This window comes from Paenarthrobacter sp. FR1, assembly GCF_051106045.1.
Lineage (GTDB): Bacteria > Actinomycetota > Actinomycetes > Actinomycetales > Micrococcaceae > Arthrobacter > Arthrobacter nitroguajacolicus_A.
This window is the reverse complement of the sequence record NZ_JBPFSF010000001.1, coordinates 219,295-245,640: the sequence shown is the minus strand read 5'-3', so window position 1 is coordinate 245,640 and position 26,346 is coordinate 219,295. Positions and strand designations below refer to the sequence as shown.

The 26,346-nt window shown below is 62.1% G+C and carries 26 protein-coding genes, 1 other RNA gene and 1 riboswitch; of the genes, 13 read left to right on the top strand and 14 right to left on the bottom strand.

Features of this window, described 5'->3' with window-relative positions:
- Positions 1–26: 26 nt before the first annotated feature.
- The 10 genes from ACR30Z_RS01160 to ACR30Z_RS01115 all read left to right on the top strand — a co-directional run bounded on the left by ACR30Z_RS01160 (position 27) and on the right by ACR30Z_RS01115 (position 8,038).
- Positions 27–374, top strand: coding sequence for a TadE family protein (locus tag ACR30Z_RS01160; protein WP_434370994.1), 348 nt, complete (start codon positions 27–29; stop codon positions 372–374).
- Complete coding sequence (locus ACR30Z_RS01155; protein WP_434370993.1) at positions 355–882, top strand: hypothetical protein; 528 nt, start codon at positions 355–357, stop codon at positions 880–882. Before ACR30Z_RS01160 ends, ACR30Z_RS01155 begins: the two co-directional genes overlap by 20 nt.
- Before the next feature lie 41 nt (positions 883–923).
- On the top strand, positions 924–1,334 hold the full coding sequence (locus ACR30Z_RS01150) for a pilus assembly protein TadG-related protein (RefSeq protein ID WP_434370992.1): 411 nt from the start codon (positions 924–926) through the stop codon (positions 1,332–1,334).
- Positions 1,335–1,401: 67 nt separating this feature from the next.
- Positions 1,402–2,520 carry a peptide chain release factor 2 gene (prfB, locus tag ACR30Z_RS01145; RefSeq protein WP_144649882.1) on the top strand — a complete coding sequence of 373 codons (1,119 nt, stop codon included), beginning with the start codon at positions 1,402–1,404 and terminating at the stop codon, positions 2,518–2,520.
- A gap of 221 nt (positions 2,521–2,741) precedes the next feature.
- The gene (gene ftsE, locus ACR30Z_RS01140) at positions 2,742–3,506 is read left to right on the top strand and encodes a cell division ATP-binding protein FtsE (protein WP_026540084.1); all 765 of its coding nucleotides are present in this window, start codon (positions 2,742–2,744) and stop codon (positions 3,504–3,506) included.
- On the top strand, positions 3,503–4,417 hold the full coding sequence (ftsX, locus tag ACR30Z_RS01135) for a permease-like cell division protein FtsX (protein ID WP_434370991.1): 915 nt from the start codon (positions 3,503–3,505) through the stop codon (positions 4,415–4,417). The genes ftsE and ftsX overlap by 4 nt, the downstream gene beginning before the upstream one ends.
- A 56-nt stretch (positions 4,418–4,473) precedes the next feature.
- Positions 4,474–5,889, top strand: a complete 1,416-nt coding sequence (locus ACR30Z_RS01130; protein ID WP_434370990.1) for a peptidoglycan DD-metalloendopeptidase family protein — start codon at positions 4,474–4,476, stop codon at positions 5,887–5,889.
- Positions 5,890–5,963: 74 nt separating this feature from the next.
- Entirely contained in the window at positions 5,964–6,434 is a 471-nt protein-coding gene (gene smpB / locus ACR30Z_RS01125; protein ID WP_026540087.1) for an SsrA-binding protein SmpB, read from the top strand.
- Between the two features lie 103 nt (positions 6,435–6,537).
- Positions 6,538–6,906, top strand: a transfer-messenger RNA (tmRNA) gene (ssrA, locus tag ACR30Z_RS01120).
- 151 nt (positions 6,907–7,057) lie between these two features.
- Positions 7,058–8,038, top strand: a complete 981-nt coding sequence (locus tag ACR30Z_RS01115) for a S1C family serine protease (protein WP_434370989.1) — start codon at positions 7,058–7,060, stop codon at positions 8,036–8,038.
- 7 nt (positions 8,039–8,045) lie between these two features.
- Here ACR30Z_RS01115 and ACR30Z_RS01110 read toward each other — a convergent pair whose 3' ends face one another.
- The gene (locus tag ACR30Z_RS01110) at positions 8,046–8,420 is read right to left on the bottom strand and encodes a hypothetical protein (RefSeq protein WP_244296651.1); all 375 of its coding nucleotides are present in this window, start codon (positions 8,418–8,420) and stop codon (positions 8,046–8,048) included.
- Positions 8,421–8,451: 31 nt separating this feature from the next.
- Between ACR30Z_RS01110 and ACR30Z_RS01105 the strand changes: the two genes are divergently transcribed.
- Positions 8,452–9,903, top strand: coding sequence for an MFS transporter (locus ACR30Z_RS01105; protein WP_434370988.1), 1,452 nt, complete (start codon positions 8,452–8,454; stop codon positions 9,901–9,903).
- A gap of 19 nt (positions 9,904–9,922) precedes the next feature.
- Here the strand turns inward: ACR30Z_RS01105 and ACR30Z_RS01100 are convergent, their stop codons facing one another.
- From ACR30Z_RS01100 to ACR30Z_RS01070, 7 genes are all read right to left on the bottom strand, one after another.
- Positions 9,923–10,636 carry a metal-dependent transcriptional regulator gene (locus ACR30Z_RS01100; protein WP_144649872.1) on the bottom strand — a complete coding sequence of 238 codons (714 nt, stop codon included), beginning with the start codon at positions 10,634–10,636 and terminating at the stop codon, positions 9,923–9,925.
- Positions 10,637–10,645: 9 nt separating this feature from the next.
- On the bottom strand, positions 10,646–11,470 hold the full coding sequence (locus tag ACR30Z_RS01095) for a class I SAM-dependent methyltransferase (RefSeq protein WP_434371374.1): 825 nt from the start codon (positions 11,468–11,470) through the stop codon (positions 10,646–10,648).
- A 116-nt stretch (positions 11,471–11,586) separates the two neighbouring features.
- Positions 11,587–12,996 (bottom strand): aminotransferase class V-fold PLP-dependent enzyme, encoded by a 1,410-nt coding sequence (locus ACR30Z_RS01090; RefSeq protein ID WP_434370987.1) that lies wholly within the window; start codon positions 12,994–12,996, stop codon positions 11,587–11,589.
- A 32-nt stretch (positions 12,997–13,028) separates the two neighbouring features.
- Positions 13,029–13,142: riboswitch (SAM riboswitch) on the bottom strand.
- A 181-nt stretch (positions 13,143–13,323) separates the two neighbouring features.
- Positions 13,324–14,136, bottom strand: a complete 813-nt coding sequence (hisN, locus tag ACR30Z_RS01085) for a histidinol-phosphatase (protein WP_144649866.1) — start codon at positions 14,134–14,136, stop codon at positions 13,324–13,326.
- Positions 14,137–14,190: 54 nt separating this feature from the next.
- Positions 14,191–15,306 (bottom strand): ribosome small subunit-dependent GTPase A, encoded by a 1,116-nt coding sequence (gene rsgA, locus ACR30Z_RS01080; RefSeq protein WP_144649864.1) that lies wholly within the window; start codon positions 15,304–15,306, stop codon positions 14,191–14,193.
- Positions 15,307–15,308: 2 nt separating this feature from the next.
- Positions 15,309–16,676, bottom strand: coding sequence for a 3-phosphoshikimate 1-carboxyvinyltransferase (gene aroA, locus ACR30Z_RS01075; protein ID WP_208759980.1), 1,368 nt, complete (start codon positions 16,674–16,676; stop codon positions 15,309–15,311).
- Between the two features lie 6 nt (positions 16,677–16,682).
- Positions 16,683–17,198, bottom strand: a complete 516-nt coding sequence (locus tag ACR30Z_RS01070; RefSeq protein ID WP_144649862.1) for a DoxX family membrane protein — start codon at positions 17,196–17,198, stop codon at positions 16,683–16,685.
- Between the two features lie 180 nt (positions 17,199–17,378).
- Between ACR30Z_RS01070 and ACR30Z_RS01065 the strand changes: the two genes are divergently transcribed.
- Both ACR30Z_RS01065 and rsrA read left to right on the top strand, forming a co-directional pair.
- Positions 17,379–18,182: a sigma-70 family RNA polymerase sigma factor gene (locus ACR30Z_RS01065; RefSeq protein WP_434370986.1), complete on the top strand. Its 804-nt coding sequence runs from the start codon at positions 17,379–17,381 to the stop codon at positions 18,180–18,182.
- Positions 18,179–18,439: a mycothiol system anti-sigma-R factor gene (gene rsrA, locus ACR30Z_RS01060; RefSeq protein WP_018776387.1), complete on the top strand. Its 261-nt coding sequence runs from the start codon at positions 18,179–18,181 to the stop codon at positions 18,437–18,439. Before ACR30Z_RS01065 ends, rsrA begins: the two co-directional genes overlap by 4 nt.
- A gap of 98 nt (positions 18,440–18,537) precedes the next feature.
- Here rsrA and ACR30Z_RS01055 read toward each other — a convergent pair whose 3' ends face one another.
- From ACR30Z_RS01055 to ACR30Z_RS01030, 6 genes are all read right to left on the bottom strand, one after another.
- Positions 18,538–18,612 (bottom strand): 50S ribosomal protein bL37, encoded by a 75-nt coding sequence (locus ACR30Z_RS01055; protein ID WP_369299106.1) that lies wholly within the window; start codon positions 18,610–18,612, stop codon positions 18,538–18,540.
- Between the two features lie 114 nt (positions 18,613–18,726).
- A complete protein-coding gene (locus tag ACR30Z_RS01050) occupies positions 18,727–19,341 on the bottom strand; it encodes a PadR family transcriptional regulator (protein WP_144649858.1) in 615 nt (204 codons plus the stop codon).
- The gene (locus ACR30Z_RS01045; protein ID WP_434370985.1) at positions 19,341–20,189 is read right to left on the bottom strand and encodes a hypothetical protein; all 849 of its coding nucleotides are present in this window, start codon (positions 20,187–20,189) and stop codon (positions 19,341–19,343) included. The genes ACR30Z_RS01050 and ACR30Z_RS01045 overlap by 1 nt, the downstream gene beginning before the upstream one ends.
- An 84-nt stretch (positions 20,190–20,273) precedes the next feature.
- Positions 20,274–21,551 (bottom strand): serine hydrolase domain-containing protein, encoded by a 1,278-nt coding sequence (locus ACR30Z_RS01040; RefSeq protein WP_434370984.1) that lies wholly within the window; start codon positions 21,549–21,551, stop codon positions 20,274–20,276.
- 2 nt (positions 21,552–21,553) lie between these two features.
- Positions 21,554–22,153 carry a GDSL-type esterase/lipase family protein gene (locus ACR30Z_RS01035; protein ID WP_434370983.1) on the bottom strand — a complete coding sequence of 200 codons (600 nt, stop codon included), beginning with the start codon at positions 22,151–22,153 and terminating at the stop codon, positions 21,554–21,556.
- A 140-nt stretch (positions 22,154–22,293) separates the two neighbouring features.
- Positions 22,294–26,094, bottom strand: a complete 3,801-nt coding sequence (locus ACR30Z_RS01030) for a multifunctional oxoglutarate decarboxylase/oxoglutarate dehydrogenase thiamine pyrophosphate-binding subunit/dihydrolipoyllysine-residue succinyltransferase subunit (RefSeq protein WP_144649852.1) — start codon at positions 26,092–26,094, stop codon at positions 22,294–22,296.
- Positions 26,095–26,346 lie beyond the last annotated feature (252 nt).

Here is a 26,346-nt window from a genome sequence, read left to right as displayed (position 1 = left end):
TACTTACCAAAGAACATGGCTCTGCGGTGGTCGACTTCGTCTTGGTCGGGGCGCTGCTGACCTTGTTCTTCTTGTCGATTGTCCAACTCATGCTGGTGCTGCATGTAAGAAACACACTCATCGATGCTGCAGCCTCGGGAGCCCGCTACGGAGCGCTGGCCGACCGCACTCCTCTGGATGCCAAGGCGCGAGCCGAAGACTTGGCTGGACGGTCGTTGAACGGCGATTTTGCCCGGGATGTCACCTCAATCCAGGTGTCCGTCGATGGCATTCAGACCCTGGAGGTGACAGTGCGGGCACCCATGCCTGTGGTGGGGCTTCTTGGTCCCGGCGGATTGTTGGAGGTGAAGGGACATGCCGCTCTCCCGGGCTGATGTGCTCAATCCACTTTTGGACACTTTGAAGGGGAGGCTGCGTATCGCACTGTGCCTGCGCAGCGGTTCGACGGAAAAGCCCAGCACCTGCGCCCGGACATCCAATGCGCAAAACGGAAGCGCCGTGGTGGAGTTTACGTTTCTGGCGCTACTGCTCATGGTTCCCGTGGTCTATTTCATAGTGACAGTGGGCCAGGTTCAGGGCGGGTCTCTTGCTGTCGTCGGAGCAGCGGACCAAGCAGCAAAGGTCTTCGTTACCCAAGGCGATCCCGCCAACGCGAGAACCGCGGCAGAGCAAACCGTTTTGGTGGCGCTGAGGGACTACGGCTACACGCGGGAGCAAGCCAGCATGGATATCACCTGCGATCGATCGGATTGCCTGTCTGCAGGAACAATGGTCACGGTGACTGTGTGGTTGGATGTTCCGTTGCCCTTGGTTCCCTTTGGAGACCTGAGAGCCAGCCGGCTTAGTGCCTCGGCAGCGCAGGTCGTTGGGCGATTCGCATGACGATGTTTCGGCCAGCTGACCAGTCCAGTGAAGAGGGACAGATGACGGTTCTCATCGTGGGTTTCGTTGTGCTGGCGCTCCTCCTGGCCGCTGGTGTGATGGCTGCTTCAGCCGTCTACCTTGAACACAAGAAGTTGCTGTCCTTGGCCGATGGAGCTGCGCTCGCCGCCGCCGACTCATTCATGGTGGCGGACATCGGTGGAGGCGGCCAGCCTTCCACCTCGCTGGTGGACGAACGGGTGCTGACTGCAGCGGCCTCCTACCTCACCAGCAGCAATGCCTATGCCCGCCACGACCAGTTGAGCATCGGGGCTGGAACTGGAAGCGAGCCGGGAGGAACATCGGTGGTTGTACTCACCGCCGTCGCGCATCCGCCAGTGGTCAGCATCCTGTTGCCGGAAGGGATCATGGTCGAAGCCAGGTCCACCGCTCGGTCCAGGCTGACGCAGTGATCGTCGGGCAATCATTTCGACGTCCGCCGTCAGGGGAGCGCGGTGGATAGCGTACGCTGGGATGACCATGGCTGAGATAGATTTTCCCGCAGAAATCCGCGCACTTCGCGCAACTTACAGCTCCATCGAGAACGTTACCGATGTTGATGCCCTCAAAGCTGAGATCGCTGAACTGAGCGAGCAGGCAGGAGCCCCGGACCTCTGGGACGACCCCGCTTCGGCCCAGGTGGTGACGTCGCGGTTGTCGCACCGGCAGTCCGAAGTAGAGCGGCTTTCTAAGCTCGCTTCCCGGATTGACGACCTCGAAGTCCTCGTGGAACTCGGCCAGGACGAGGGCGACGACGCTTCGATGGAGGAAGCAGCGAAGGAATTGTCCTCCATCCGTAAGGCGTTGGCGGAACTCGAAGTGGTCACCCTGCTCGCGGGCGAATATGACGAGCGAGAGGCTGTAGTCACTATCAGGGCTGGAGCCGGCGGCGTTGATGCTGCCGATTTCGCAGAGATGCTGATGAGGATGTACCTGCGATGGGCCGAACGCCACGGCTATCCGACCACCGTCATGGACACGTCCTACGCCGAAGAAGCCGGCTTGAAGTCCGCCACTTTCGAAGTGAAGGCTCCTTACGCCTTCGGCACCTTGAGTGTCGAAGCCGGTACCCACCGGCTGGTTCGTATTAGTCCCTTCGATAACCAGGGGCGCCGCCAGACATCCTTTGCAGCGGTTGAGGTCATCCCTTTGATCGAACAGACAGACTCCATCGAGATTCCCGACAACGAAATCCGCGTTGACGTTTTCCGCTCCTCCGGCCCCGGTGGCCAGTCGGTCAACACCACGGATTCCGCCGTGCGGCTCACCCACATCCCCACGGGCATCGTGGTATCCATGCAGAACGAAAAATCGCAGCTTCAGAACCGTGCAGCCGCCATGCGCGTGCTTCAGTCCCGCTTGCTGTTGGTCAAAAAGGAACAGCAGGACGCTGAGAAGAAGGCCTTGGCCGGAGACGTCAAAGCGTCCTGGGGCGATCAGATGCGCTCATATGTGCTGAATCCGTATCAGATGGTCAAAGACTTGCGGACGGAACATGAGGTGGGCAACACGTCAGCTGTATTTGACGGTGAGATCGATGACTTCATCGACGCCGGCATTCGCTGGCGTACGGGCAACCGGAACGCAGCAGCGAACTAAACGCACCAGTCAACTACACCCACCAGCCGCGCGGGGGAGTCGTCGGTGGGCAGGCCGGCAAGTGATCCCGGATTCTGCGACACGCCCCTGAAACCCCCGGATGTGCGGCATACCCGTGCGTATAGTCGAGTGGCCGGTGCTCTCACTTCCCCCATCGAAAGCCCGCGCTCCGGCTGTTGGACTGGGCGACTATGTCATGTCCGGCGGGGTTCAAAAGGGCCATGATCAGATTTGAGAATGTCACCAAGGTCTACGAGCAGAATGCCCGACCGGCGCTCGACTCTGTGAGCCTTGAGATCAACCGTGGTGAATTCACCTTCTTGGTGGGCGCCTCGGGCTCCGGCAAGTCCACGTTTCTTCGGCTGATCCTGAAAGAAGACAAAGCCTCCTCCGGTTCCGTCTACGTCGCTGGCCAGAACGTTGCCAACATTTCAAGTTGGCGTGTCCCCAAGCTCCGGCGCGGAATCGGTGTGGTTTTCCAGGACTTCCGGTTACTCCCGCAGAAGAACGTTTTCGCCAACGTAGCTTTCGCCATGCAGGTGATCGGCAAGAGCCGCTCCATCATTCGCGAAACAGTTCCCGAGGTTCTGAAGACGGTGGGCTTGGAGGGCAAGGAACGCCGCATGCCCCACGAACTCTCAGGCGGTGAGCAGCAGCGCGTGGCCATCGCGCGCGCCGTCGTCAATCGTCCTGGCATCCTGCTGGCGGACGAACCGACCGGAAACCTGGACCCCATCACCTCGATGGGAATTATGGGAGTCCTGGACAAAATCAACCAGAACGGCACCACGGTGGTCATGGCAACCCACGACGACGACATCGTCAATGAAATGCGCCGCCGTGTGGTGGAACTAAAGAACGGCAAGGTCATCCGCGACGAAGCCAAGGCGCTCTACACGTCGATGATTCCGGTGGTCGGCGAATCGCGCCGGCTCAGGGACGCCAGTGGCGAAGAGCTCGACCGCGCGCAGGGGGCACAGCTGTGAGGCTTCTGTTTATCCTGGGGGAAATCGGCAGCGGTCTGCGCCGCAACCTGTCCATGGTAATTTCCGTGGTGCTTGTGACATTTGTTTCCCTGACGTTCGTTGGCGCTGCTGGGATGCTGCAGATGCAGATCAACCAGATGAAGGGCTACTGGTACGACAAAGTCCAGGTTGCTGTGTTCCTCTGCAATGACGGCTCGACGGCGGTGGGTTGCGCTTCCGGGCCGGCCACCCAGGAGCAGCAGGACAACCTTGAGGCCATGTTGGAATCGCCGGCGGTCAAGCAGTACATCAACGACTTCCAGTTCGAATCCCAAGCCGAGGCCTACACCCACTTCAAGGAGCAGTTTTCCAATTCACCGATTGTGGATTCGGTGTCGGAAGACCAGTTGCCGGCCTCGTTCCGCATCAACATGAAGAACCCCGAGAAGTACCAGATCATCAGCGAGACGTTCTCCTCCCAGCCGGGTGTCGAAATGGTCTCCGACCAGAGACAGGTTCTTGAACGCATCTTCTCCTGGATGAACGGCGCCTCCGTAGCAGCCATGGGCGTGGCGGCGGTAATGATCTTCTGCGCGGTTCTGCTCATCACCACCACCATCCGCCTATCGGCGTTCAGTCGACGACGGGAAACCGGGATCATGCGACTGGTGGGCGCATCGAAGACGGTCATTCAGCTCCCGTTCATCCTGGAAGGCGTTATCGCAGCCGTCGTCGGGGCGCTGTTGGCATCCACCACGCTCTGGCTGATGGCTCATTTCTGGCTCAACGGCGACCTGTCGAAGCAATTCCTCAACACTCCGTTCATATCCTCCACGCAGGTCCTGGTGATTGCACCGGTGCTCATAGCCCTTGGTGCGGGTTTGGCCGGGATATCCTCCTTGTTGACGCTCCGGCGTTACCTCAAGGTTTAGCCATGAAACGCCGGATTCAACGAACAACCGTGCCGATAAGCGAAAAAGGACTCCTGATGACCACGTTGGACCCGAACTCCCTGCGCCAGCGTCTTGCGTCGGGGCACGCTCGGATATTGGGTGCCGTTCTTGCCGTCGGTCTGGCTGTCAGTCTCCTGTCGGGCGCCCCGGCGGCGCAGGCCGACAATCTGGAGGACCAGCAAGCCGCGCTCGAAGCAGAAGCGGCCCGTGTCCAAGCCTCCCTTGAATTCGTCGACGCCAACATCGCAAAGGCCGCAGGGGACCTGGTGATCTACCAGGGACGCCTCCCGGGGGCGCAACAGGCCCTGCTCGAGGCACAGGGGCGAGTTGCGAGTGCGGTCAAGGAAGTCGAAGCCTTGGCAGCAAGGGTTGAGTTGGCCCAACAGAACAAGGCCAAGATCACCGAGCAGTTGGAAAGCGATAAGCAGAAGATTACGGACACCAAGAAGCTGATCGGGCAGATCGCTTCCCAGGCCTATAAGTCCGGTGGCGTTCCTACGAATATCGCCCTTTTGTTCGGGTCCAGCGAGTCCGGCAGCCTGACGGAGTCCATGGACTTGGCTGACCAGGCCATGCGGAGCCAGAACGCCGCGATGACCAAGCTGACCCAGCAGAATGCCACCAACGTGAACTCCCAGGCAAGGCTCGTAGCAGTCGAGGAAGAGATTCAGGACCTGAAGGCGAAGGCGGACGCTGCGCTGGAACGCGAAAAGTCAGCCAGGGACGAGGCAGCAAGCAAGAAGGCCGAAGTCGACAAGCTGATTGAAGATACCACCCGCCTCAATGGGCAGCTGCAGGCCGCCAAGCCGGGCATCGAAGCGAACCTCGCCCGGGTGAAAGCGGAGCAGGACTCAGTGGCAGCGGAAATTGTTGAACGCGACCGTAAGCTCAGGGAAGCTTGGGAGGCAGAGCAGCGCCGTCTTGCCGAAGAAGCGGCTGCGGCGGCCGCCGCAGCAGCAGCGGCAGCCGGGCGGCCTGCGCCCCCGGAACAGCCGTATGTTCCACCGGCAGCTGGATCGCCATCAGCCTTTGGGCTGCGTCACCCTTTCGCCAGCTATGTGCCCATCACTTCGGGGTTTGGCTGGCGGGCGACACCGCCAGGCACCATCGACTTCTACGGTACGGGTGGGTATATGCACACCGGCATTGACTTCGGTGCAGCGTGCGGTACTCCCGTTTATGCGGCTGCCGCCGGGGAAGTCTTCAACTCGGGATGGAACTCTGCCGATGGCGGTGGCTGGCGCGTGAAGATCTCCCACGGCGTGGTGCAGGGAAACTCGCTGACCACCATTTACTACCACAACAGCAGCATCGTGGTGGCGAACGGCCAGCGGGTCTCGGCCGGGCAGCTCATCGCGTACTCGGGGAGCACCGGCAACTCCACAGGTTGCCACGCGCACTTCGAAACCTGGCTGAATGGTTCTGCCCAGGATCCCATGAACCTTCTCTAGCGTTGAGTCAGCGCGGAGGTGTCTTCGTGCTGGCGTACACTAGTTGAAATCCGCATCTAACAAGGAGTTCTACCGTGCCCAAGGAAAGTGGCCGTAAGGTAGTGGCCACCAATCGGAAGGCCCGGCATAACTACCATGTCCTGGATACCTATGAGGCTGGCATTGCCCTCATGGGAACAGAAGTGAAGTCCCTCCGCGAGGGGCACGCCTCCATGGTCGATGGCTTCTGCACGTTCTACAACGACGAACTATGGATGGAGGGTATCCATATCCCCGAGTATCACCAGGGGAGCTGGACCAACCATGCCGCGCGCCGGCGTCGTAAGCTTTTGCTGCACCGCGAAGAACTGGACAAGATTTCGCAGAAGATCCGGGAATCCGGATTCACCGTGGTTCCCCTCCAGCTGTATTTCCTGGACGGCAGGGCCAAGGTGGAGATTGCCATAGCCCGCGGTAAGAAGGATTACGATAAGCGCCAGACCCTCCGCGAGCAGCAGGACAAGCGCGAATCCTTGCGTGAGTTGCGGGAACGCAATCGACGCTAGCAGCATGCGGGGCTGCTCCTGGGAATGACTTACCCGGCGCATGCGTTATGATAAGTAGTCCGACATGAACTCAAAGTTCTTGCCGGGTTTGGTAACAAAATACGGGGATGATCGGTTTCGACGATGTTAGTCGCGACAGGTGAAGCGGGCCGAGGATGCAGAATTATCTCGTAAACGCTGTCTGCAAACCAATAAGTGCCGAATCTAAGCGCACTGACTTCGCTCTCGCTGCCTAAGCAGTAAGACAGTCCGTCAGCCCGGGGTTGCTGTCGCCCCGGATCCTGGCGTCATTTAGATAGCCACTGCTGTTTGCCTTCGTCATTGAGGTAAACGGGACTCTTAGATGACTGGGCCCGGATCAGCCACCTGTTTGCAGGATGGCTGGGGCCGAGAAAATCCGACGCAAACTGCGCCCGGAGAAGCCCTGACAAAACGACATCGGACGGGGGTTCAATTCCCCCCATCTCCACCTGGGAAAGCCCCTGGATCTTCAAGATCCGGGGGCTTTCTTTGTGCCCGGAAGCAGAAGCGTTCACCCACGGCGTACCCGGATTTGGACTACCGGACCGGGCCTGGCGGTTGTAGTGGCTAGGCACGGAAAAGCGGGCAGCAGGAGGCAGGCGATGAGCACAGAGCCACAGTTCGAACAGCAGGACCAGGATGACGATCAAGTCCTGGATGCCTACTCACGAATCGTCATTCGCGTGGCTGAGTCCGTCACGCCCCATGTTGCCGCCATCGAGATGACCAGTTCCCGCCGCCGAGGAGGAGTACGCGTGGGAAGCGGGTCGGCTGTTGTATTCACGGGTGATGGTTACATGCTGACCAACGCCCATGTGGTTGCGGGTATCCAGTCCGGCAGGGCCGTGTTCGCCGACGGCAAGCACACCGATGTTGAGCTGGTAGGCGCAGATCCTTTGTCCGACCTTGCAGTGGTCCGGGGCCTCAAGTCCACCCCGCCACCGGCCTCGTTGGGCAATGCCGATACCTTGCGAGTGGGCCAGTTGGTGATCGCCGTCGGCAACCCACTCGGGTTGGCGGGCTCCGTGACGGCCGGCGTGGTGAGCGGCCTGGGGCGCTCCATACCTGTCCGGGCAGGTGAGCATCGGCGTGTCATCGAGGACGTCATCCAAACGGATGCGGCACTGAATCCCGGCAATTCGGGAGGCGCGTTGGCCGATACCCAGGGCCGCATCGTCGGAATCAACACGGCCGTGGCAGGTCTTGGGCTGGGACTGGCAGTGCCAATCAACACAACAACTCAACGGATTATCGCCTCATTGCTGAAGCACGGCCGGGTGCGTCGCGCCTATCTGGGCCTGGTCAGCACGCCAATACCGCTCGATGCGAGTGCTGTGGTGCGTACAGGTCAGAAGGAAGGTCTACGCGTGGTGGAGGTGATTCCGAATTCGCCGGCAGAACTATCCGGACTCCAGCCAGGGGATCTGGTGCTGCGTGCCCAAGGCAGGGCCGTCTCCAGCGCGGAATGCCTCCAGAAGCTGCTGTTCGGGGAAGCCATTGGGGAACCATTCCCTTTGACGGTGCTGCGGGAAGGAACAACGCTCCAACTCATCGCAGTACCTTCTGAGATGAGCCAGCAGTGACGGCAGGCTAGGCCTGGTTTTCTGGAACGTCCACAACGCCGACGAAGCGGCTGCCCACCCCTTCGTACTCGCTGCGGACTTCGCCGAGGAACAGTGCGGGGAGTTCGCTGTTGCGGTGTGTTCCGCAGAAGACGAAGGAAAACTCAGGCCACCATTTCTTGGGGCGTACGGCCTCGGAGTAACCGCACACAGCGCATGTGAGGTGGACCCAGACGGGTCGCTTGCCGGTGCGGTTTGCTCGGGACTGCGCCAACCAGGCAGGGGGATTGTCCTGCATCTCCCTGAGGTCGGCCTCGGAGAGGCGGGACGGAATACCGTGGCGTTGGGCCATTTCCATCGAGATATCAAGGGCCAATGCGGCATCACGTCTGCTAATCACCATTCAACGATACGGGACTTCCCCGGCGTAGGCTGTGCACATGACTGACTCAGTGGCCCTCCCGCCGAGTACCCCGCTCCAAAAGCGTGTCCTTGTGGTGGCGATCGTGGCGTCTTTCATCGCCATTCTGGACGGTTTTGTGGTGAATCTCGCACTTCCAGCCATCGGTCGGGAGTTGGGTGGAGGCCTGGCTATCCAGCAGTGGGTGGTGGACGCCTACCTGCTGACGCTGGGTGCCTTGATCCTGGTGGCCGGCTCGTTGTCCGACCATTTCGGCAGGGCTCGAATCCTCGAATGGGGACTGGCTGGATTCGCTGTTACGTCGGTGATGTGCGGGCTGGCGTGGACGGGTGAAATCCTGGTGGTGTCCCGGGCTTTGCAGGGAATCGCCGGCGCCCTGCTGGTGCCGAGTTCGCTGGCTATGATCATCACGTCGTTTTCGGGGCCAGCGCAGTCGAAGGCGATCGGGCAATGGTCGGGGTGGACCAGTGCGGCGGCCATCGTGGGCCCGTTGATTGGTGGCGTCGCCGTGGACCTGCTTTCCTGGCGGGTCATTTTCTTCATCAACGTCATTCCCGCCGTTGCCATTTGGCCCATGCTTGCCGGTCTGCGGTCATCCGACGCCGCGCGGGACAGGAGCAAGAGGATCGATTATCCAGGTGCCGTCCTTGCCATGGTTGGCTTGGGCGGGCCTGTCTATGCGTTCATCGAACAGGGCCGCATGGGCTGGAGCAGTGCTCAAGTGTGGGGGCCCCTGGTGGTCGGGGTGGTGGCCATGGTTCTGTTCCTGTGGCATGAAGCCAGGACTGCAGAGCCCATGCTGCCGCTCAGGCTGTTCACCATCCGCAACTTTGGTTGGGGGAACATCGCAACTTTGGCCATTTATGCAGGCATCTCGCTGGGTTTCTTCGTGCTGGGCATCTATCTGCAACAGGTGGGTGGCATGGGTGCCACGCTGGCAGGCATGGCGCTGCTGCCGGGGACGGTCATTCTGATGCTGAGTGCGTCCTATTTTGGTGGTTTGGCGGGCAAATACGGACCCAGATGGTTCATGACTGTGGGGCCGTTGCTGTGCGGTGCGGGCTTCCTGATGTCCTTGTCTGTTCAGGAACCGCTCAACTACTGGACCCAGGTGTTGCCGGGCCAGATTGTCTTCGGCATCGGCTTGGCAACCCTCGTGGCGCCCCTCACGGCCGCAATTCTTGGTGCCGTCCCACCTGAGGAGGCGGGAATCGGTTCCGCGGTGAACAACGCCGTGGCCCGTATCGCCGGTCTCATTTCGATTGCCTTCGCGGGTGTGATTGTGGGGCCCGTCTTTACCCGGCAAGGACTCTACAATGCTCTGGTGGTCACCGCTGGACTGTTCCTGATCGGGGCGGTGGCATCCGCCGTCGGGATACGAAACCCGCCCCGCGAGGCGGCCGCCCCTGTCGGCGAACCGGATGCAGCGTCCGACGACGGCGGTCCAGCCGAGCAGCGCAGCTGACCTTGGGTGGGGGCACCGGTCAGCGGGCGGGAAGGACGCAGCCTTCGTGCGTCTCGATGCTTTGGACCCAGAGAGCCGAGGTGACTTCGTCCGCGAGGTCGAATTCACGACGTTCGGGGCCGCTGCCGATCCGGACCACCAGCGCCCCGCCGAAGGGCTTGCGTCCCACCACTTCCACTGGTGCGTCAAGCGCGATCTCCTCCGCAGCCAAGTACCGGAGGAGGTCGGGGTTTTCGTCGCTGATCCGGGTGATACGGCCCGAGTGGCCCTGGTCCAGTTCGATCATGCGGTAGGCATGCGGCAGGTCGACCGTGCCATCGGCGGACGGAATCGGGTCCCCGTGCGGGTCGCGGACCGGATGGCCCAGCTTGGCGGACATGCGTTCGATGAAGGTATCTGACACCGCATGTTCCAGCATTTCGGCCTCGTCGTGGACTTCGTCCCAGCTGTAGCCGAGTTCATCCACCAAGTACGTCTCGATGAGACGGTGCCGGCGCACCATGGACAAGGCCAGGCGCATGCCTTCGGGCGTCAGCCTGATGGCGCTGTACGGCTGGTGGTCAACCAGACCTTGGTCCTTGAGCTTGCGGACCATTTCCGACACCGACGAATTGGCGACGCCGAGTCGCTGGGCAAGCTGGGAGGACGTAATCGGCTTGTCTTGCCACTCCGTGTAGGAGTAGATGACCTTGACGTAGTCCTCAATCGAGGAGGAGGGCGTACTGGTCTTCACACACCAAGCCTACCGTGGCGTGGCAGGGTGGATCTTGAACGCCCGCCACGTCTGCGTCATGTACGGCACCTGGACTGTTTCGCCCGGTGTGTGCCCGAGGTGGTCGTAAAGGTACCACTCGAGATTGCCCATGACTTTCGCCCGGGTGGCCTCGTTGGCACGGAGGTAGTAGCTGCGGGACTTGGTCAGTTCCATGATGTCTTCCGGCGACAAAGTGTCCTGCCACAGGGTGAGGTGGCTTTCCAATCCTTCGAACTCCGGTCCGATGACTGGCCGGAAGCCCGGTTTATGCACGTCTCCTGCGTGCATAATGCGGGAAAGGCGATGAACCCACGGAACAGCTGTATCCAACTGGTTCCAGACCAGGCCCAAGACCCCGTGAGGCCGTAGGATCCGGGCGATTTCCGTGCTCGCTGCGAGCGGCTCGCACCAGTGCCACGCCTGGGCAACGCTGACGACGTCGAATGCTGAGTCCGCCAGCCCTGTTGCCTCGGCTGTTCCCTCCAGCGCGTTGACGCGGGGGTAGGCCTTTCGCAGTTGCTCCAGCATGTCCGTGGAAGGATCGACGGCGGCCACCTCAAGTCCGTGGCCGACCAAGAGCGCGGTGAACTTGCCGGTGCCTGCGCCCAGGTCCGCGGCTGCAGTGGCTCCGTCGGGAAGGATCCAGTTCAGCGAGTCCAACGGATAGCCTGGCCGCACGCGATCGTAGTGCTCCCCGCCGTCCTGGAAACTCCGGCCGAGTTCCTGCCGGCGGGTGGCGTGGAGTTTGGGACCACGCGGTCCAGCGGGTCCGGGAATGCCGGCGGCACCGCTGGCGGCGCCCGGGGAACGCAGGGACACGCGGAACTCCTTCACAGGGTGGCCAAAAGGTACCCTACGAATTTACCGCAGCAGCTGGAATCGTTGGGGCTCGGTTCCTTTAGTCCACAGTCTTTTAATCCACAGTCCTTCTAATCCACAGTGCAGGGAGCAGCGCCTGCCGTGCCGGGAGTGTTCGGTGCCCACTCAGGGTAGCTGCGGTGGTCGTTGGCAGGCACCCACCGGCCCTCGTCCACCACATAGTCCCAACCAAGTCCGTCCCGCTTCAGTCCTTCGATGCCGGCCAGCAGCCTCGTGGCGTCCTCCAACCGGGAGCCGACGCCGAAGCTGGCACGCAGGGAACCGGAAGGGAGCCCAAGCCGCTTCAGGAGGGGATGGGCGCAGAAGCGGCCATCGCGCAGGCCTACGCCGTGTTCTGCCGCCAAGTAGGCGGCGACCAAACCGGCGTCGAATCCTTCCACGGAGAAGTTGACCACGCCGATGGTGTCCTCGGAGTCGCTGAAGATCCGGTGGACTGTTACGCCGTCGATCGCTTCGAGGCCTTCCACCAGGTAGGAACGGATAGCAGCCTCGTGGGCGTGCCAGGCTTCCTGGTCCAGTCCTGCGAGGACCTGCGTGGCACGCGCCAGGGTTGCCGCTCCCAGGACGTTGGGGGAGCCGCCCTCATGCCGTGCAGGGCCAGTGGCCCAGCTGACCGAATCCAGGCGGGCCTCGCGAACCGCGCCGCCGCCTGCCAGGTGGGGAATGCCGGAGTCCAGCCAATCCGGGCGACCCACCACGACGCCGGCGCCGAACGGGGCGTAGAGCTTGTGTCCGGAGAACACAAGGTAATCGACGTCTGCCTCCGCGATGTTGATCCGTCGGTGCGGTGCCAACTGGGCGGCATCCACCACGATCCGTGCACCGTGCTCGTGGGCAAGGGACGCAAGCTGGGCGATGGGAAGGATCTCGCCGGTCACGTTCGAGGCGCCGGTGACGGCGAGCAGGCTGACTCCACCCTGGGCAAGTTCCGCGCGGAGCTTGTCCAGCGTGGCAGCCAAGGTTGTGGCGGCGACAACGCTGCGGTGCGGGACTCCCTGCCAAGGGAGCAGGTTGGCATGGTGTTCGATGTCCAGGTAAAGGACCTCCCCGACGGGTTGGCCGTCCGTGTGCGGGAGGCATCCAGCCAGGAGGTTCAGCGAGTCCGTGGTGTTCCGCGTGAAGATTACGGAGTCGTCTGCCCGACCGCCGACGAATTCACGGACGATGTTCCGCGAATTCTCGTACACCGAGGTGCTGATCTGTGAGGCGTAGCCCGCACCTCGGTGGACACTTGCGTAGTAAGGAAGGATCTCGTTGAGGTGCGCCGAGACAATAGTCAACGCAGGAGCCGATGCCCCGTAGTCAAGGTTGGCGTAGCGGACGTGCCCGCCTTGAATCAGCGGCGCCTGCAACTCCGCGCCGGTGACAGCGGCAAGGGGGCGTGCGGCAGCTCCTGCCTCTGCCGTGGTTTCTGCAGCGAAGGACGGAATGATGTTGGAGTCGAGCGTGACAGTGCTCATGGGACCTCACTCAAGAGGGACCCCCATAGGGGGATCCGCGCTTGCCGCATCCGTTCCGGACCGGCCGGGTCGTCACCCGGGGCACCCCACCGCGAATGGAGGGTTGCCGGCCAGCAAACCGGGGTTTAGCGCTGGCACTCGTGACCTGTAAAAAAGGCTACGGCACGTCCGGCGGGCCATCCAAAGCCGCTGCCGATTATTAAGGCCTTTGTTACGTTGAATGCGAATCACCCCACTGACCGAATAAAAAACGGCGGACGGCCACAAAAGGGGCCATCCGCCGTCGAAAATTCCGATACCCGCCGTGTGGGGGGAGGTGGGGACAAATCAGAGAAGGTCGTCCAAGCCGGGGTTGAGACGCTTGAGGACCTCAGAGTGCAGGATCGAGTTGGTAGCCAGCGCGTTGCCGCCAAACGGGCCGTCTTCGCCTTCCAGCGACGTGAAGCGCCCACCGGCTTCGGTGACAATGGGAACCAAGGCTGCCATGTCGTAGAGGTTCAGTTCAGGTTCGCAAGCAATATCCACTGCGCCCTCAGCCACCAGGCAGTAGGACCAGAAATCGCCGTAGGCGCGTGTCCGCCAGACATCCTCCGTGAGGCCCATGAATTCGTCGAGGTTGCCGCGTTCCTTCCATCCGGACAGGCTGGAATATGACATGGAGGCATCGGCCAGCCGCGTAACGTTGGAAACTTTGAGCCGGGTCGCGGAAGCAAGGGATCGGCCCATGTAGGCACCCATGTCCTTGGCGGCCCACCACCGCTTGCCCAAGGCGGGTGCACTCACGACGCCAACCACGGGTTCCCCTTCATCCACCAGTGCGATCAACGTTGCCCACACGGGAACGCCGCGGACGAAGTTCTTGGTCCCGTCGATGGGATCGATAATCCAGCGGCGTGAGCCGTGACCGCTGCTGCCGAACTCTTCGCCGAGAACGGCGTCGCGGGGGCGCGACCGTGACAATTGACCTCGGATGGCTTCTTCGGCGGCCTTGTCGGCATCCGTGACGGGTGTGAGGTCGGGCTTGGTCTCGATCTGGAGGTCCAGCGCCTTGAAGCGATCCATGGTCTGGGCGTCGACGGAATCAGCGAGGACGTGGGCCAGCCGCAGGTCATCGTTGTAGGTGGAAACGGGATGGGTCATGCCACCAAACTATCCTGAAACGTTCGCTCCGGTGGGGACGTGAAGCGGCAAGGATCAGTTGACGGTGCCCAGTTCCTTGGCCTCTTTTGCTTCCAGGCGCGGATCCGCACCCAGCAACCGACGCAGGGATGCCAAGCGGGCCACTCCGGACGGTCCGGCATGGCCTTCATTAACCCAAGGATCCAGCCCGCAGTTGATGGCGGTGGCGTCGTGCTTGCAGCCACGGTCGCAGGACTCCGTGCCAGGCTCAAGATCCGGGAAGGAATGCAGGATCCGGTCGGGGTCCACGTGGGCCAGGCCAAAGGAGCGGATACCCGGTGTGTCGATGATCCAACTGCCCGATGGAGCATCGGCAAGCTTGAGGGCCAGCGCCGATGACGAGGTGTGCCGGCCACGGCCCGTTACTGCATTGACGCCCCCCGTGGCTCGCTCGGCTCCCGTCAGGGCGTTGACCATGGTGGATTTACCCACACCGGAGTGCCCGAGCATGACGGTGACTTTGCCACCAAGGTGGGAGCGGAGCTGGGAGACGGCGTCCCTGTCCAGTCGGGCGGATAATCCGTCATCCGAGCGGGCATCGATGCCACCGGCTTCGGAATCCGCCGTACGGCTGATGATCACGGGGAAGTCCAGGCTGAGGTAGTTGGCGAGCAGCTCGGCCGGATCTTTAACGTCTGCCTTGGTAATGAGCAGCAGCGGCTCGATGCCGGCGTCGTACGCCGCCACCAGAGCACGGTCGATGAATCCCGTGCGCGGTTCAGGGTTGGCTGCTGCCACCACAATGACGAGTTGGTCCGCGTTGGCCACAACCACCCGTTCGATGGGGTCGGTGTCGTCAGCGCTGCGGCGCAGGAGCGTCTTGCGGTCCTCTACGCGGACCAATCTCGCAAGAGTGTCCGGCGACCCCGAAACGTCTCCCACCAACGCCACGAAGTCGCCGGGAACGACGGGGTTGCGCCGCAGTTCACGGGCGCGCGCGGCGATAACGATGCGCTCGTTGGCGGAGTCTTCTCCCACGATTGCCCGGTAGCGTCCGCGGTCCACCGTGATGATCCGTCCAATCACGGCGTCATCATAGCTGGGGCGGTCCTTGGTCCTGGGGCGTGAGCCTTTTTTATTGGGACGGATCCGGACATCGGACTCGTCCCAGGAGCGTGCGTCGCGGCCCATGGTCAGTTGCTGGCCTCGCTGGTGCCGGCCGACTCAAGCATTCGTGCCCACATCTCCGGGAACTCCGGCATGGTCTTGGAAGTGGTAGCGATGTCTTCAACCTGGACACCTTCGACGGCGAGCCCCAGGATGGCGCCGGCCGTAGCCATGCGGTGGTCTGCGTAGCTGTGGACCACGCCGCCGTGCAGGGTTGCCGGGCGGATCACCAGGCCGTCTGCGGTCTCCTCGGCATCTCCGCCGAGGCGGTTGATCTCGGCCACCAGTGCCGCCAGCCTGTCGGTTTCGTGCCCACGGAGGTGGGCAATGCCGGTCAAGCGTGACGGGCCCGTGGCCAAGGCGCACAAGGCGGCTACCGTTGGAGCAAGCTCGCTGGTTTCGTCAAAATCCGCACCCTTGATCTCGTTCCCGCCGGTGACCGTCAGCGTCCCGTCGTCAAGGGTCACGGTTGCGCCCATGGCCGCAAGGATGGTTCGCCACAGATCACCCACCTGCGTGGTACCGGTGGGCCAGTTGGGAATGCGGACAGTGCCGTGCGTGGCCAGTGCGGCGGCCAGGAAGGGGCCTGCATTGGAGAGGTCTTGTTCGATCCGTTGGTCAAAAGCCTTGATGGGCCCGGGGGAAACCCGCCAGTGGTTGGGGACGGAGTCGTCCACGGTGACCCCGACGCTGCGGAGTACCGCCACGGTCATGCTGATGTGGTCAAGGCTCGGAACCGGCTTACCTACGTGCTCCAGGTGCAGGCCTTCAGTGAAACGGGCCCCCACCAGCAGCAAGGCGGAAACGAACTGTGACGACGCACTGGCATCGATGACCAGGTGGCCGCCCCGGACCTCGCCGGTGCCCTCAACCGTGAAAGGAAGGGCCGACGGCGTCCTGCCGCCTTCAGCCGCGACAGGAACACCGAGGGCGATCAGGGCTTCGATAATCGTTCCCATGGGCCGGTTGCGAGCGTGGGGATCGCCGTCGAAGACGGTGGAGCCATTCCGCAGCGCTGCCAGCGGTGGAACGAAACGCATAACCGTGCCGGCCAAGCCGCAGTCGATGGCCGTCCCTGCGCTGGAAGCGGCCGGATCCAGTGGTGAGATTTCCAGATCGGGACCGTAATCACCGTCGCCCGGAACCTCCGTGACGGTGGCACCCAACTGACGGAGGGCTTGGATCATCAGGGCGGAATCACGTGAATGAAGCGGAGCCCGAAGGCGGGAGGGGCCATCCGCCAAAGCCGCCAGCACCAGGAAACGGTTGGTCAGGGACTTTGAACCGGGTACCGTCACCGTGGCATCCACCGGCCCCTTGGCGTAAGGAGCCGGCCACAAGGGGAGGGCGGCGGCCGTGTGTGGTTCGGTGTTAGCGGCGGTGGTACCTGTCATGCTTCCTTATGCTCCAACTGCATTGTCAACGGCCTTGCGTACTGCTTTGTCTGCTCGCTTGATCTGTTTGCCTGTGACCTTCTTGGCATCTGCTGCCAAATGCTCTGCGCGCCAGGCAATGCTTGGGCGCCCTTCGGTGTCAACAGCGGCAAGCAGAACGCCACCGGTCAGGGAGATGTTCTTCAACAGCTGCGCCTTGCGGGCGTGGCGGCCTTCTTTGGTGCTGATGTCGGCAGAACGCCATTCGACGTAGGAGTTCAGTGCGGAGGTCACAGCGAGCACCGTGGCTGCGAAGCGGGAGAGCTTGCCGAGTCCGAGCAATGCTCCGGCACCCAGCTGGGCACCGCCGAGGACGCGCGCGAGGGTTTTCTCATCCGCCTTGAAGGGCAGGGACTCCGAGGCCCGGCGAAGGACGGGGGAGAGCTGCTTGGCAGTGTCGTCCGCGTTCCTGAGCTTGTCCAGACCTGCGACGACGAAGCTGGACGCGAGCATAGGTCGCGCGAGAAAACGGATAACTGACATGTCTTGCCTCCTGGGTGGCTTGCCACACTGTTCGATGAGTGTTGTGTTCACGGGGTGCAGTCTGCTCTAGTCTTGCACCTTTGCGGAATATTTACCCAGCGGCAGCCGTTGTGAGTTTCAGGTGCGGTGGAGACCGGACCGCGGCATGGTGTTGCCGCCTCGCTGAATGGAGTTGGTTTTTTGACTTTGGTGAAGGACCGCAGGGTTCTACCGGAGGCTGGGTTCGGGACGCAGCCGGATTCCCCCCAGCTGACAGTAGACTTGGCAACGATGAGCACCATTGAACCGGCCGCAGCGGCCATGTACGAAGCAGCCGACGCGTCAGCCGAAGGCAGCAGTCCGGCACCGGCCGCCGTCGATGTCGCCACGGAAACTCCCGAGCAGCGGCGGGCGCGCTTCGAGCGCGACGCAATGCAGTACGTGGACCAGCTGTACTCGGCCGCCATGAGGATGGCGCGAAACCCGTCTGACGCCGAGGACCTTGTCCAAGAGGCCTACACCAAGGCCTTTTCGGCTTTCCACCAGTACAAGCCGGGCACCAACCTCAAAGCCTGGTTGTACCGGATCTTGACCAACACCTACATCAACCTCTACCGGAAGCGGCAACGCGAGCCGCTGCAGTCCAATTCGGACACGATCGAGGACTGGCAGTTGGCCAAGGCCGAGTCGCATACTTCAGCAGGTTTGCGGTCCGCGGAAGCTGAGGCCCTGGACCACTTGCCCGACTCCGACGTCAAAAACGCGTTGCAGGCGATTCCGGAGGAGTTCCGGCTCGCCGTCTATTTCGCCGACGTCGAGGGATATGCGTACAAGCAGATTTCAGAGATTATGAACACCCCGATCGGCACGGTCATGTCGCGGTTGCACCGCGGCAGGAAGATGCTGCGGGACATGCTGGCGGATTACGCCGCCGAACGGGGCTTCAGGGCCCATACCGAAGATCAGGCCGCGGCCGGAAGCAACAATCAGGAGAAAGAGAAATGAGCGACTGCCAGGGATTGGGCGATTGCGACGATACGCGAATGCAGCGGATCTATGAGTACCTCGACGGTGCGCTGACACGCGAAGACCTCACAGAGATCAAGCAGCACCTGGACACGTGCGAGGAATGCGCTGAGCAGTACGACCTTGAATGCCTGATCCGCACCATGGTCAAGCGTTCGTGCACGGAGTCTGCGCCGGAGAACCTCAAGAACTCGATTCTGGACAGGATTCACTCCATCAAGCCGGTTGACGCTTAGCCGGCCACAACCTGATCTTTACCACCAACGTCGAAGGCCCCGGAAACCGCATGGTTTCCGGGGCCTTCGCTTTAAGGCTGTGACGCTAAGCCGATGGCTTAGGTGTTGGGACGCTTGCCGTGGTTCGCGCCGCCGCGCTTACGGTCACGACGCTTACGTGCACGCTTGCTCATAGCTGGCCTCCTTCAAGGATTGATACTCAATAAAGCTGCCCTCCAGTTTCGCACATCCGAGTGCTGCGCCGCGAACCGGGCTGCTGCTGTGCTGCTTCTGAGCCGGCACTTCGGTCAGTTCCGCAGCGAATTCCTGATGGAGATGCGGGCCTGGTCCAAGACGGCGCGAACCGTTTCCAGCGCTACGGGAGTCAACGGGTGGGAGGCGCCGTGCTGGCGTAGTTCAACCCTGATGTCATCCCGGAAGGACTGAACCATCAGCTCAGCTTCCTTAAGGATGCGCTGGCCTTCGGGGGTGTAGCCCGCAGTCCGGCTCCGGAAGGGGGCCGTGGTTGCGGTGGTGCGCGCGGCTTCCGCAGTCGCCGCCAGGTCTGCCCGCAGGCCCCGCATGTTGGTCCGGATGTCCTCTCGCAGATTGTCGGCGAGCCGCCTCACAGAGGCCGATATGGTGTCCTCGACATCGGCAAGCTCCTGGCGGCGGCTGTCCAGTTCAGCCCGGCCTGCCTCCGTCATGAGGTACTTGGTGCGGCGCCCTTCGGTCTCGGTGGCAACGAGGCCTTCCTCCTCCAGTTTGGCCAGGCGCGGGTAGATGGTTCCGGCGCTGGGGGAGTATGTGCCGCCGAATCTGTCACCCAGCGCCTTGATCAGCTCGTAACCGTGTTTGGGACCTGTCTCGAGCAGCGCCAGGAGGTACAGCCGCAGTGCTCCGTGCGCGAAAACCGGAGGCATCAGAGGCCCGCTTCCCCGGGGACCGGTTTCCCGTTTTCCGGTGCGGGCGCTGAGCCGTGGATGATGTAGGTCTTGCCGGATACTGTGTTGGTCCGAACCAGCATCAGCCGCTCATCCGGGCCAACAATGGTGTGGACATTGCTGCCGGGCTGGGCGTACATCTGATCGTCGATCACCACGGTTCCGCCGGCGGACTTTGCCACGATGTCCAGGCCGACATCATGCGGCAGGCGGATGGTGAGGTCCCCTGAAACGGAGTTGGCCCCGAGGTCGTTGGTGTAGTCCTGAAGATCGAAGCTGAGGTCGCCGCTCACCGTGCTGGCACGAACGTTCTTGAACGTGCCAGAGGCGGTAACTTCACCGGAAACGCTCTTGGCGGTCAGGACGCCGTCGTGGTTCCTGGCGATCACTTCACCACTGACCGTGTTGACGTGCAATTCGCCACTGGTTCCGTCAGCCATGACGGAACCGGACACGGTGTTCAGTCGCGTGCGGCCGCTGATGCCCGACACCAGGCCGTCGCCGCTCACCGTTCCCGCTTCGACGTCGACGCCGGGCGGCAGTGCTATGCCGACCACCACTGAGTTGGTGCTGGTGTTGTTGACGGTTCCCATCAGGTTGCGGAACCAGCCTTGCGGTCCCTGCAGTTGGTGGCGTACTTCCAAGCGTCCATCCACCAAAGTGACAGTGAGTGGGTCACCGGTGATCTCGCTGATCTCGATGCGGACGAAAGGTTCGTCGTGGGTCATGACGTCAAAGCGGCCTTTGACGATTCCCAGTTTGAGAGAGCGGACGTCGTCCACATCAATGGTTTGTGGTCCTGTCACGGTCCATAATTCGTCAGACATGATCCCTCCAAGTTGCGATATATCGCGTTAATGAAGTCACGATATATCGCGAATTGCCGAGAAGCAAGGGGCAATCGTGGAGAGTCAGGACGAAGCGCGGTAGACCTTGCCGATAAGGGAACGGGCAATAATCGAGGCAGGGTCCCGGCCGTCGGCGGTGGGTGCCAGGTTGGTCCACACCACCAAGGTGACGCCGTTGGTTGGATCGCTGCCCATGAAGGTGTTGAAGCCGGGAAGCTCTCCAGTGTGGCCATAGAGGTTGCCGAACTTCGCAATGCCCCAGCCGTAGGAAGCGCCACCTGGAATATCCGGGTTGGTCGGGGTGACGCTGTCGAGTCTCTTTTGCTGAAGTTCCGATTTCAGGAGCTTTCCGTTGACGAGGGCTTCGCCCAGGGTCTTCAAGTCCGCTGCTGTGGAGATCCCGGAGCCGGCGGCCCAAGCCCACGACGGGTTGACGTCAGTGACGTCGTTAGGGGCAAGGGTACCCGCCGTTGCTTCCTTCTGCATGTCCTCGGGAAGGGCGGGATTGGTCATGGTCAGGACGTTGTCGCCATAGAAGTAGCCCTGGGGGTGCGGCTCCGGAATGCCGTTGGAGGAGATATCGGGAAAGACTGTTCCGTTCAACCCAAGGGGCTTGAAGATGCGTTCGTCGAAAAGCTCACCGAGCGGCTTTCCTCCGACTTCCTCAGCGATGAGACCAAGAAGGACCGTGTTCGTATTGGAATAATGGAAGCCTTGTCCGGGCGCGAAGTACGGTTGATGGGCGAAAGCCAGGGCGAGCAATTCCTCCGGTTTCCACGCCCGTTGAGGTTCCTTGTCCATGGCTGAGTTGAGCTCAAGGGTCTCGGTGTAGTTGAACAGTCCGCTCCGCATGGTCAGCATTTGCTCAAGCGTGATGGCATCACCGTTGGGAACGTCCGGGCGATACTTGGACACGGGATCAGCGAGCGCGAGCTTGCCCTCCTGGACCAGCTGAAGGATCACCGTGGCTGTCCAGGTCTTGGTGACGGACCCTACGCGGATGTGGTCTTCCACTGATAACGGGCGTTCGGCCCCGCGGACACCTGTGCCGTACGAAGCGGTGAGGGTTCCTTCCGGAGTCTCCAGCAGCAGCATGGCGCCGGGAACAAGGACTTCCTTCGCGGTCCGTTCGAAGTCCGCGCGCAAAGTTGCTGCGTCGAAGGGCTGCAAGGCTGCGGGCGCCGCTGAAGAAAGAGGCGTGGACGTCGGCGCCGGTACGGCTGTGGAGGACTCCGCTGAGGGAGCCGGTGGACTGGAACTGCAGGAAACTGTGGCTGCCACTGCGGCTACTAAGGCCGCGGCCATTGCTGCTCTGACAGGTACCTGCACGTTCCGCGTCATGGCTACTCCGGTTGAGCGATGTTAAGCCACTGGAACCAGCCACGGTGCAGGACGAGCCACGCAATCAATCCGTAGCCCGCCTGGCCCGGTGTTCCCCCATTGGCTGCGAGGTCCGTCCTCCACTGCTCATGATTGAGCAAGGGAGAGAACGTGTCAACGTAATGGTGGTTCCGCCGTGTAGTCACATCGGCAAACGCAGTATTGAGTTCGGCAAGCCGCTTGTTCCGCGCTGGATCCAGAGTGGGAGGCGGACCCACCACAAAGACCTCCACGCTGCTGTGTGAAGCCCCGTCCAGGATGTTGGCCAGATTCAGTCGGCTCCGCGCCGTGGACAGGCCAAACTCAAGGTCGCGCCCCGAAAGACCGATTACCAGCCTGTTTTCGTGCGTATCACTGAAGCGCCTGCCGGCTTCGTCCTGCCAGCGGGCTGCGAGACCCTCAGTACCTTCCATGGGGCAGGGGAGCGGGAAACTTTCCACCGCAACGGAGTCCTGGGGTGTCCGGGCCAGCACTCGTCCGAGCCAACCCAATGCGCGGGGATCCCCCAGGCCCGCGAGCAGTTCATCTCCTACAGCTGCGATGCGCAGCTTCCTGTCTTCCACGGTTACCTCTTCACACTCGTTACGGTCCTTGCACGGATTGGCGGATCATCGGCCGGTTCTGGAACCGGGTACCTGTCCCATTAAACAGAACTGCCCGGCCTGAGGCGTGCTTATCGCTCCTCAGGCCGGGCAGTTTCGTTTTACTTGCGTTCGAACGCCTGCTTAATCAGGGCATCCTGCTCAGCAGCGTGGCGCTTCATGGAACCGGCAGCCGTGGAGGCCGACGCCGGACGCGACACCAAGCGAAGCTTGCGGTCGAGTTCCGGTGCCAGGTTCAGGCCCATGAACGGCCACGGTCCCTGGTTGGCGGGCTCGTCCTGGGCCCAAACGATGTCAGCGTTCGGGTACTTGGCGAGCTCGGCGTCAATCTCAGCCTTGGGCAGCGGGTACAGCTGCTCAACGCGGATGATCGCAGTCGACGTATCACCGGACTTCTGACGGTTGGACAGGAGATCGTAGTACAAACGGCCCGAGACCAGGATGACCCGATCCACGTTGGCCGGCTGGACGTCCGGGTCTCCGATGACCGGCTTGAAGCCGCCGTTGGTGAAGTCTTCGACGGCGGAAGCGGCACCCTTGAGGCGGAGCAGCTGCTTGGGCGTGAAGATGATCAACGGCTTGCGCGGACGGCTGTAGGCCTGGCGACGCAACAGGTGGAAGTGCGAGGCCGCTGTAGTGGGGTTGGCCACGATCATGTTGTCCTCGGCGCACATCTGCAGGAAGCGCTCGATGCGTGCGGACGAGTGGTCCGGTCCCTGTCCTTCGTAGCCGTGCGGAAGCATGAGCACCAGCGAGGAACGCTGGCCCCACTTCTGCTCAGCAGAGGAAATGAACTCGTCAATGATGGTCTGGGCGCCGTTGACGAAGTCGCCGAACTGGGCTTCCCAAAGCACCAAAGCATCCGGACGCTCCACCGAGTAGCCATATTCGAAGCCCATGGCAGCGTATTCGGACAACAGGGAGTCGTAGATCCACAGCTTCGCCTGATCATCGGAGAGGTTGCCCAGGGGCAGCCATTCGTTGCCGTTGGCGCGGTCATGGAATACAGCGTGGCGCTGGACGAACGTGCCGCGGCGGGAATCCTGGCCGGCCAGACGCACGGGGACGCCTTCCATGATCAGCGAGCCGAAGGCCGCGATTTCGCCGAAGCCCCAGTCGATTCCACCTTCGCGGGACATCTGCTCGCGCTTCTCCAACAACTGCTTGAGCTTGGAGTGAACGGTAAAACCGTCCGGGATTTCCAAGTGGGCCTTGCCAATGCGGGCAAGGGTATCGGCGGAAATCGCGGTGGACGTGGGGGAATTGGTCCCGAAGTCAGCCTGCTGCGCAATGGGGCGCTCAATGTCCGAGACAGCTGCGGAGTCCGCGGTGATAATCGGGATCGGCGACGTCTGCGCAGCGTGTGTCTCGGCGAAGACACGCTCGAGGCGCTCCTGGTAGTCGCGGAGCAGCTGCTCTGCTTCTTCTTCCGTGATGTCCCCGCGGCCAATGAGCGACTCGGTGTACAGCTTGCGAACGGAGCGCTTGGCTTCGATCAGGTTGTACATGAGGGGCTGGGTCATCGAGGGGTCGTCACCTTCGTTGTGGCCGCGACGGCGGTAGCACACCATGTCGATGACGACATCCTTGTGGAAACGCTGACGGAACTCGTAGGCGAGCTGCGCCACGCGCACCACGGCCTCGGGGTCATCGCCGTTCACGTGGAACACCGGAGCCTGGATCATCTTGGCAACGTCCGTGGAGTACGTGGACGACCGCGATGACGACGGCGCAGTGGTGAAGCCAACCTGGTTGTTGACGATCACGTGGATGGTCCCGCCGGTGCGGTAGCCGCGCAGCTGCGAGAGGTTGAGGGTTTCCGCCACAACGCCCTGGCCGGCGAACGCGGCGTCACCGTGGACCATGATGGGCAGCACCGGGAAGGACTCGCCCTGGTCCAAACGGTCCTGCTTGGCACGGACGATGCCCTCCAGGACGGAGTCAACAGCTTCGAGGTGGGACGGGTTGGCGGCGAGGTAGACCTTGGTCTGCTTGCCGTTGTCCGAGGTGAACGTACCCTCGGTGCCGAGGTGGTATTTGACGTCACCGGACCCTTGGACCGAGCGGGGATCCTGCGTGCCCTCGAATTCGCGGAATACCTGTGCGTAGGTCTTGCCGGCAATGTTGGTGAGCACGTTCAGGCGGCCACGGTGGGCCATGCCGATGGCAACTTCGTCCAGGCCATCGTCCGCTGCGTCCGAAATAACGGCGTCGAGCAGCGGAATCAGCGACTCGCCACCTTCCAGGGAGAAGCGCTTCTGACCAACGAACTTGGTCTGCAGGAAGGTCTCGAAGGCTTCAGCGGCGTTGAGCTTGGAGACGATGCGCAGCTGCTCTTCGCGGCTCGGCTTGGAGTACGGGTGCTCCAGCTGATCCTGGAACCACTTGCGTTCTGCCGGTTCCTGGATGTGCATGTACTCGATGCCCGTGGTGCGGCAGTAAGCGTCGCGGAGCACGCCGAGGATGTCGCGGAACTTCAGCTGCGGCTTGCCGCCGAACCCGCCCGTGGGCCATTCGCGGTCCAGGTCCCACAGGGTCAGGCCATACGTCAGGACGTCAAGGTCAGGGTGCTTGCGCTGCACGTATTCCAGCGGATCGGTGTCGGCCATCAGGTGGCCACGCACGCGGTAGGAGTGGATCAACTGCTGGATGCGGGCAACCTTGTTGATCTCGTCTGCCGGATCCACCTGGAGATCCGGGCTCCACCGAACGGGCTCGTACGGGATACGCAGGGCTTCGAAGATTTCGTCGTAGAAGTTCTGTGCACCGAGGAGGAGCTGGTGGACAAGCTTGAGGAACTCGCCGCTGCCCGCACCCTGGATGACACGGTGGTCGTAGGTGGAGGTCAGCGTGAGGATCTTGCTGATGGCGTTCTGGGCGATGATCTTCTCGCTGGCACCCTGGAATTCTGCCGGGTAGTCGAGCGCACCGACGCCGATGATGGCGGCCTGTCCCTTGGAGAGGCGGGGTACCGAGTGAACTGTACCGATGCCGCCGGGGTTGGTCAGCGAGACAGTGGTGCCTGCGTGGTCATCGGCCGTGAGCTTGCCATTGCGGGCACGCTTGATGAGGTCCTCGTAGGTGTGCCAGAACTCCGCGAAGTCCATGGTCTCGGCCTTCTTGATGTTGGGAACCATCAGGAGGCGCGTGCCGTCGGGCTTGGGCATGTCGATGGCGATGCCGAAGTTGACGTGTGCAGGCTGCACAGCACTCGGCTTGCCATCAATTTCGTCGTAGTAGACGTTCATCGAGGGGAACTGGGAGAGTGCGCGAACCACGGCGTAGCCGATGAGGTGCGTGAAGGACACCTTGCCACCGCGGGCACGGGCAAGGTTGGAGTTGATGACTACGCGGTTGTCGATGAGCAGCTTGGCGGGAACTGCCCGGACGCTGGTAGCGGTTGGCACTTCGAGGCTGGTGACCATATTGGTGGCAATGGCCTTGGCCGGACCCCGAAGGACGGAAACGACATCTTCCTCGGGCGCCGTTGGAGCCTTGGTGCTCTTGGGCAACTGGGCGGGGATGGGCTGGGCAGTGGTGCCGGCGGCGGGCTTCTTTGCTCCGTCCCGGGCAACCGTGGCAGGTGCCTTCTTCGCCGGGGCGGGAGCCGCCGCGGCAGGGGCCTCGGCAGGTGCAGCTGCGGGAGCGGCCGGCGCCGGTGCCGGTGCCGCTGCAGCCGGAGCTACCACGGGAAGTACTTGGGTAGGGGGATTGGCAGCTGCTGGAGCTGCTGAGGTTCCGTTGGAAGAAGTGCCGTCAGCGGAAGCAAAGGATTCGAAGAGCGGCCACCACTTGGTGTCCACCGAATTCTTGTCCTGTTGGTACCGCTCGTACAGTTCGTCAACGAGCCACTCGTTTCCGCCAAATTCCTCTGGTAGACGGTGGCTGGGCTGCTCTGGCACTTGAAATACGCCTCTTCCATGAGTGTTGTTTTCCCGCTGGCCAAAGTTGCACTTCCGCAACGATGGGACAGGGTCCGGGTCCCGCGAACTCAGACCCCTGACAGTCTAGTTAGGATCGTTGGTTAACTGCCAATAGTGGTGACCTAAATCATGTTGCGGCTGACTTAGTGAGCTGACTCGGGTTTTTTATTGCGAAGTTACCCGGCACGTGGGAGCCTTCGGCGGGCTGACTGTAGACTGAAACCCTTATGG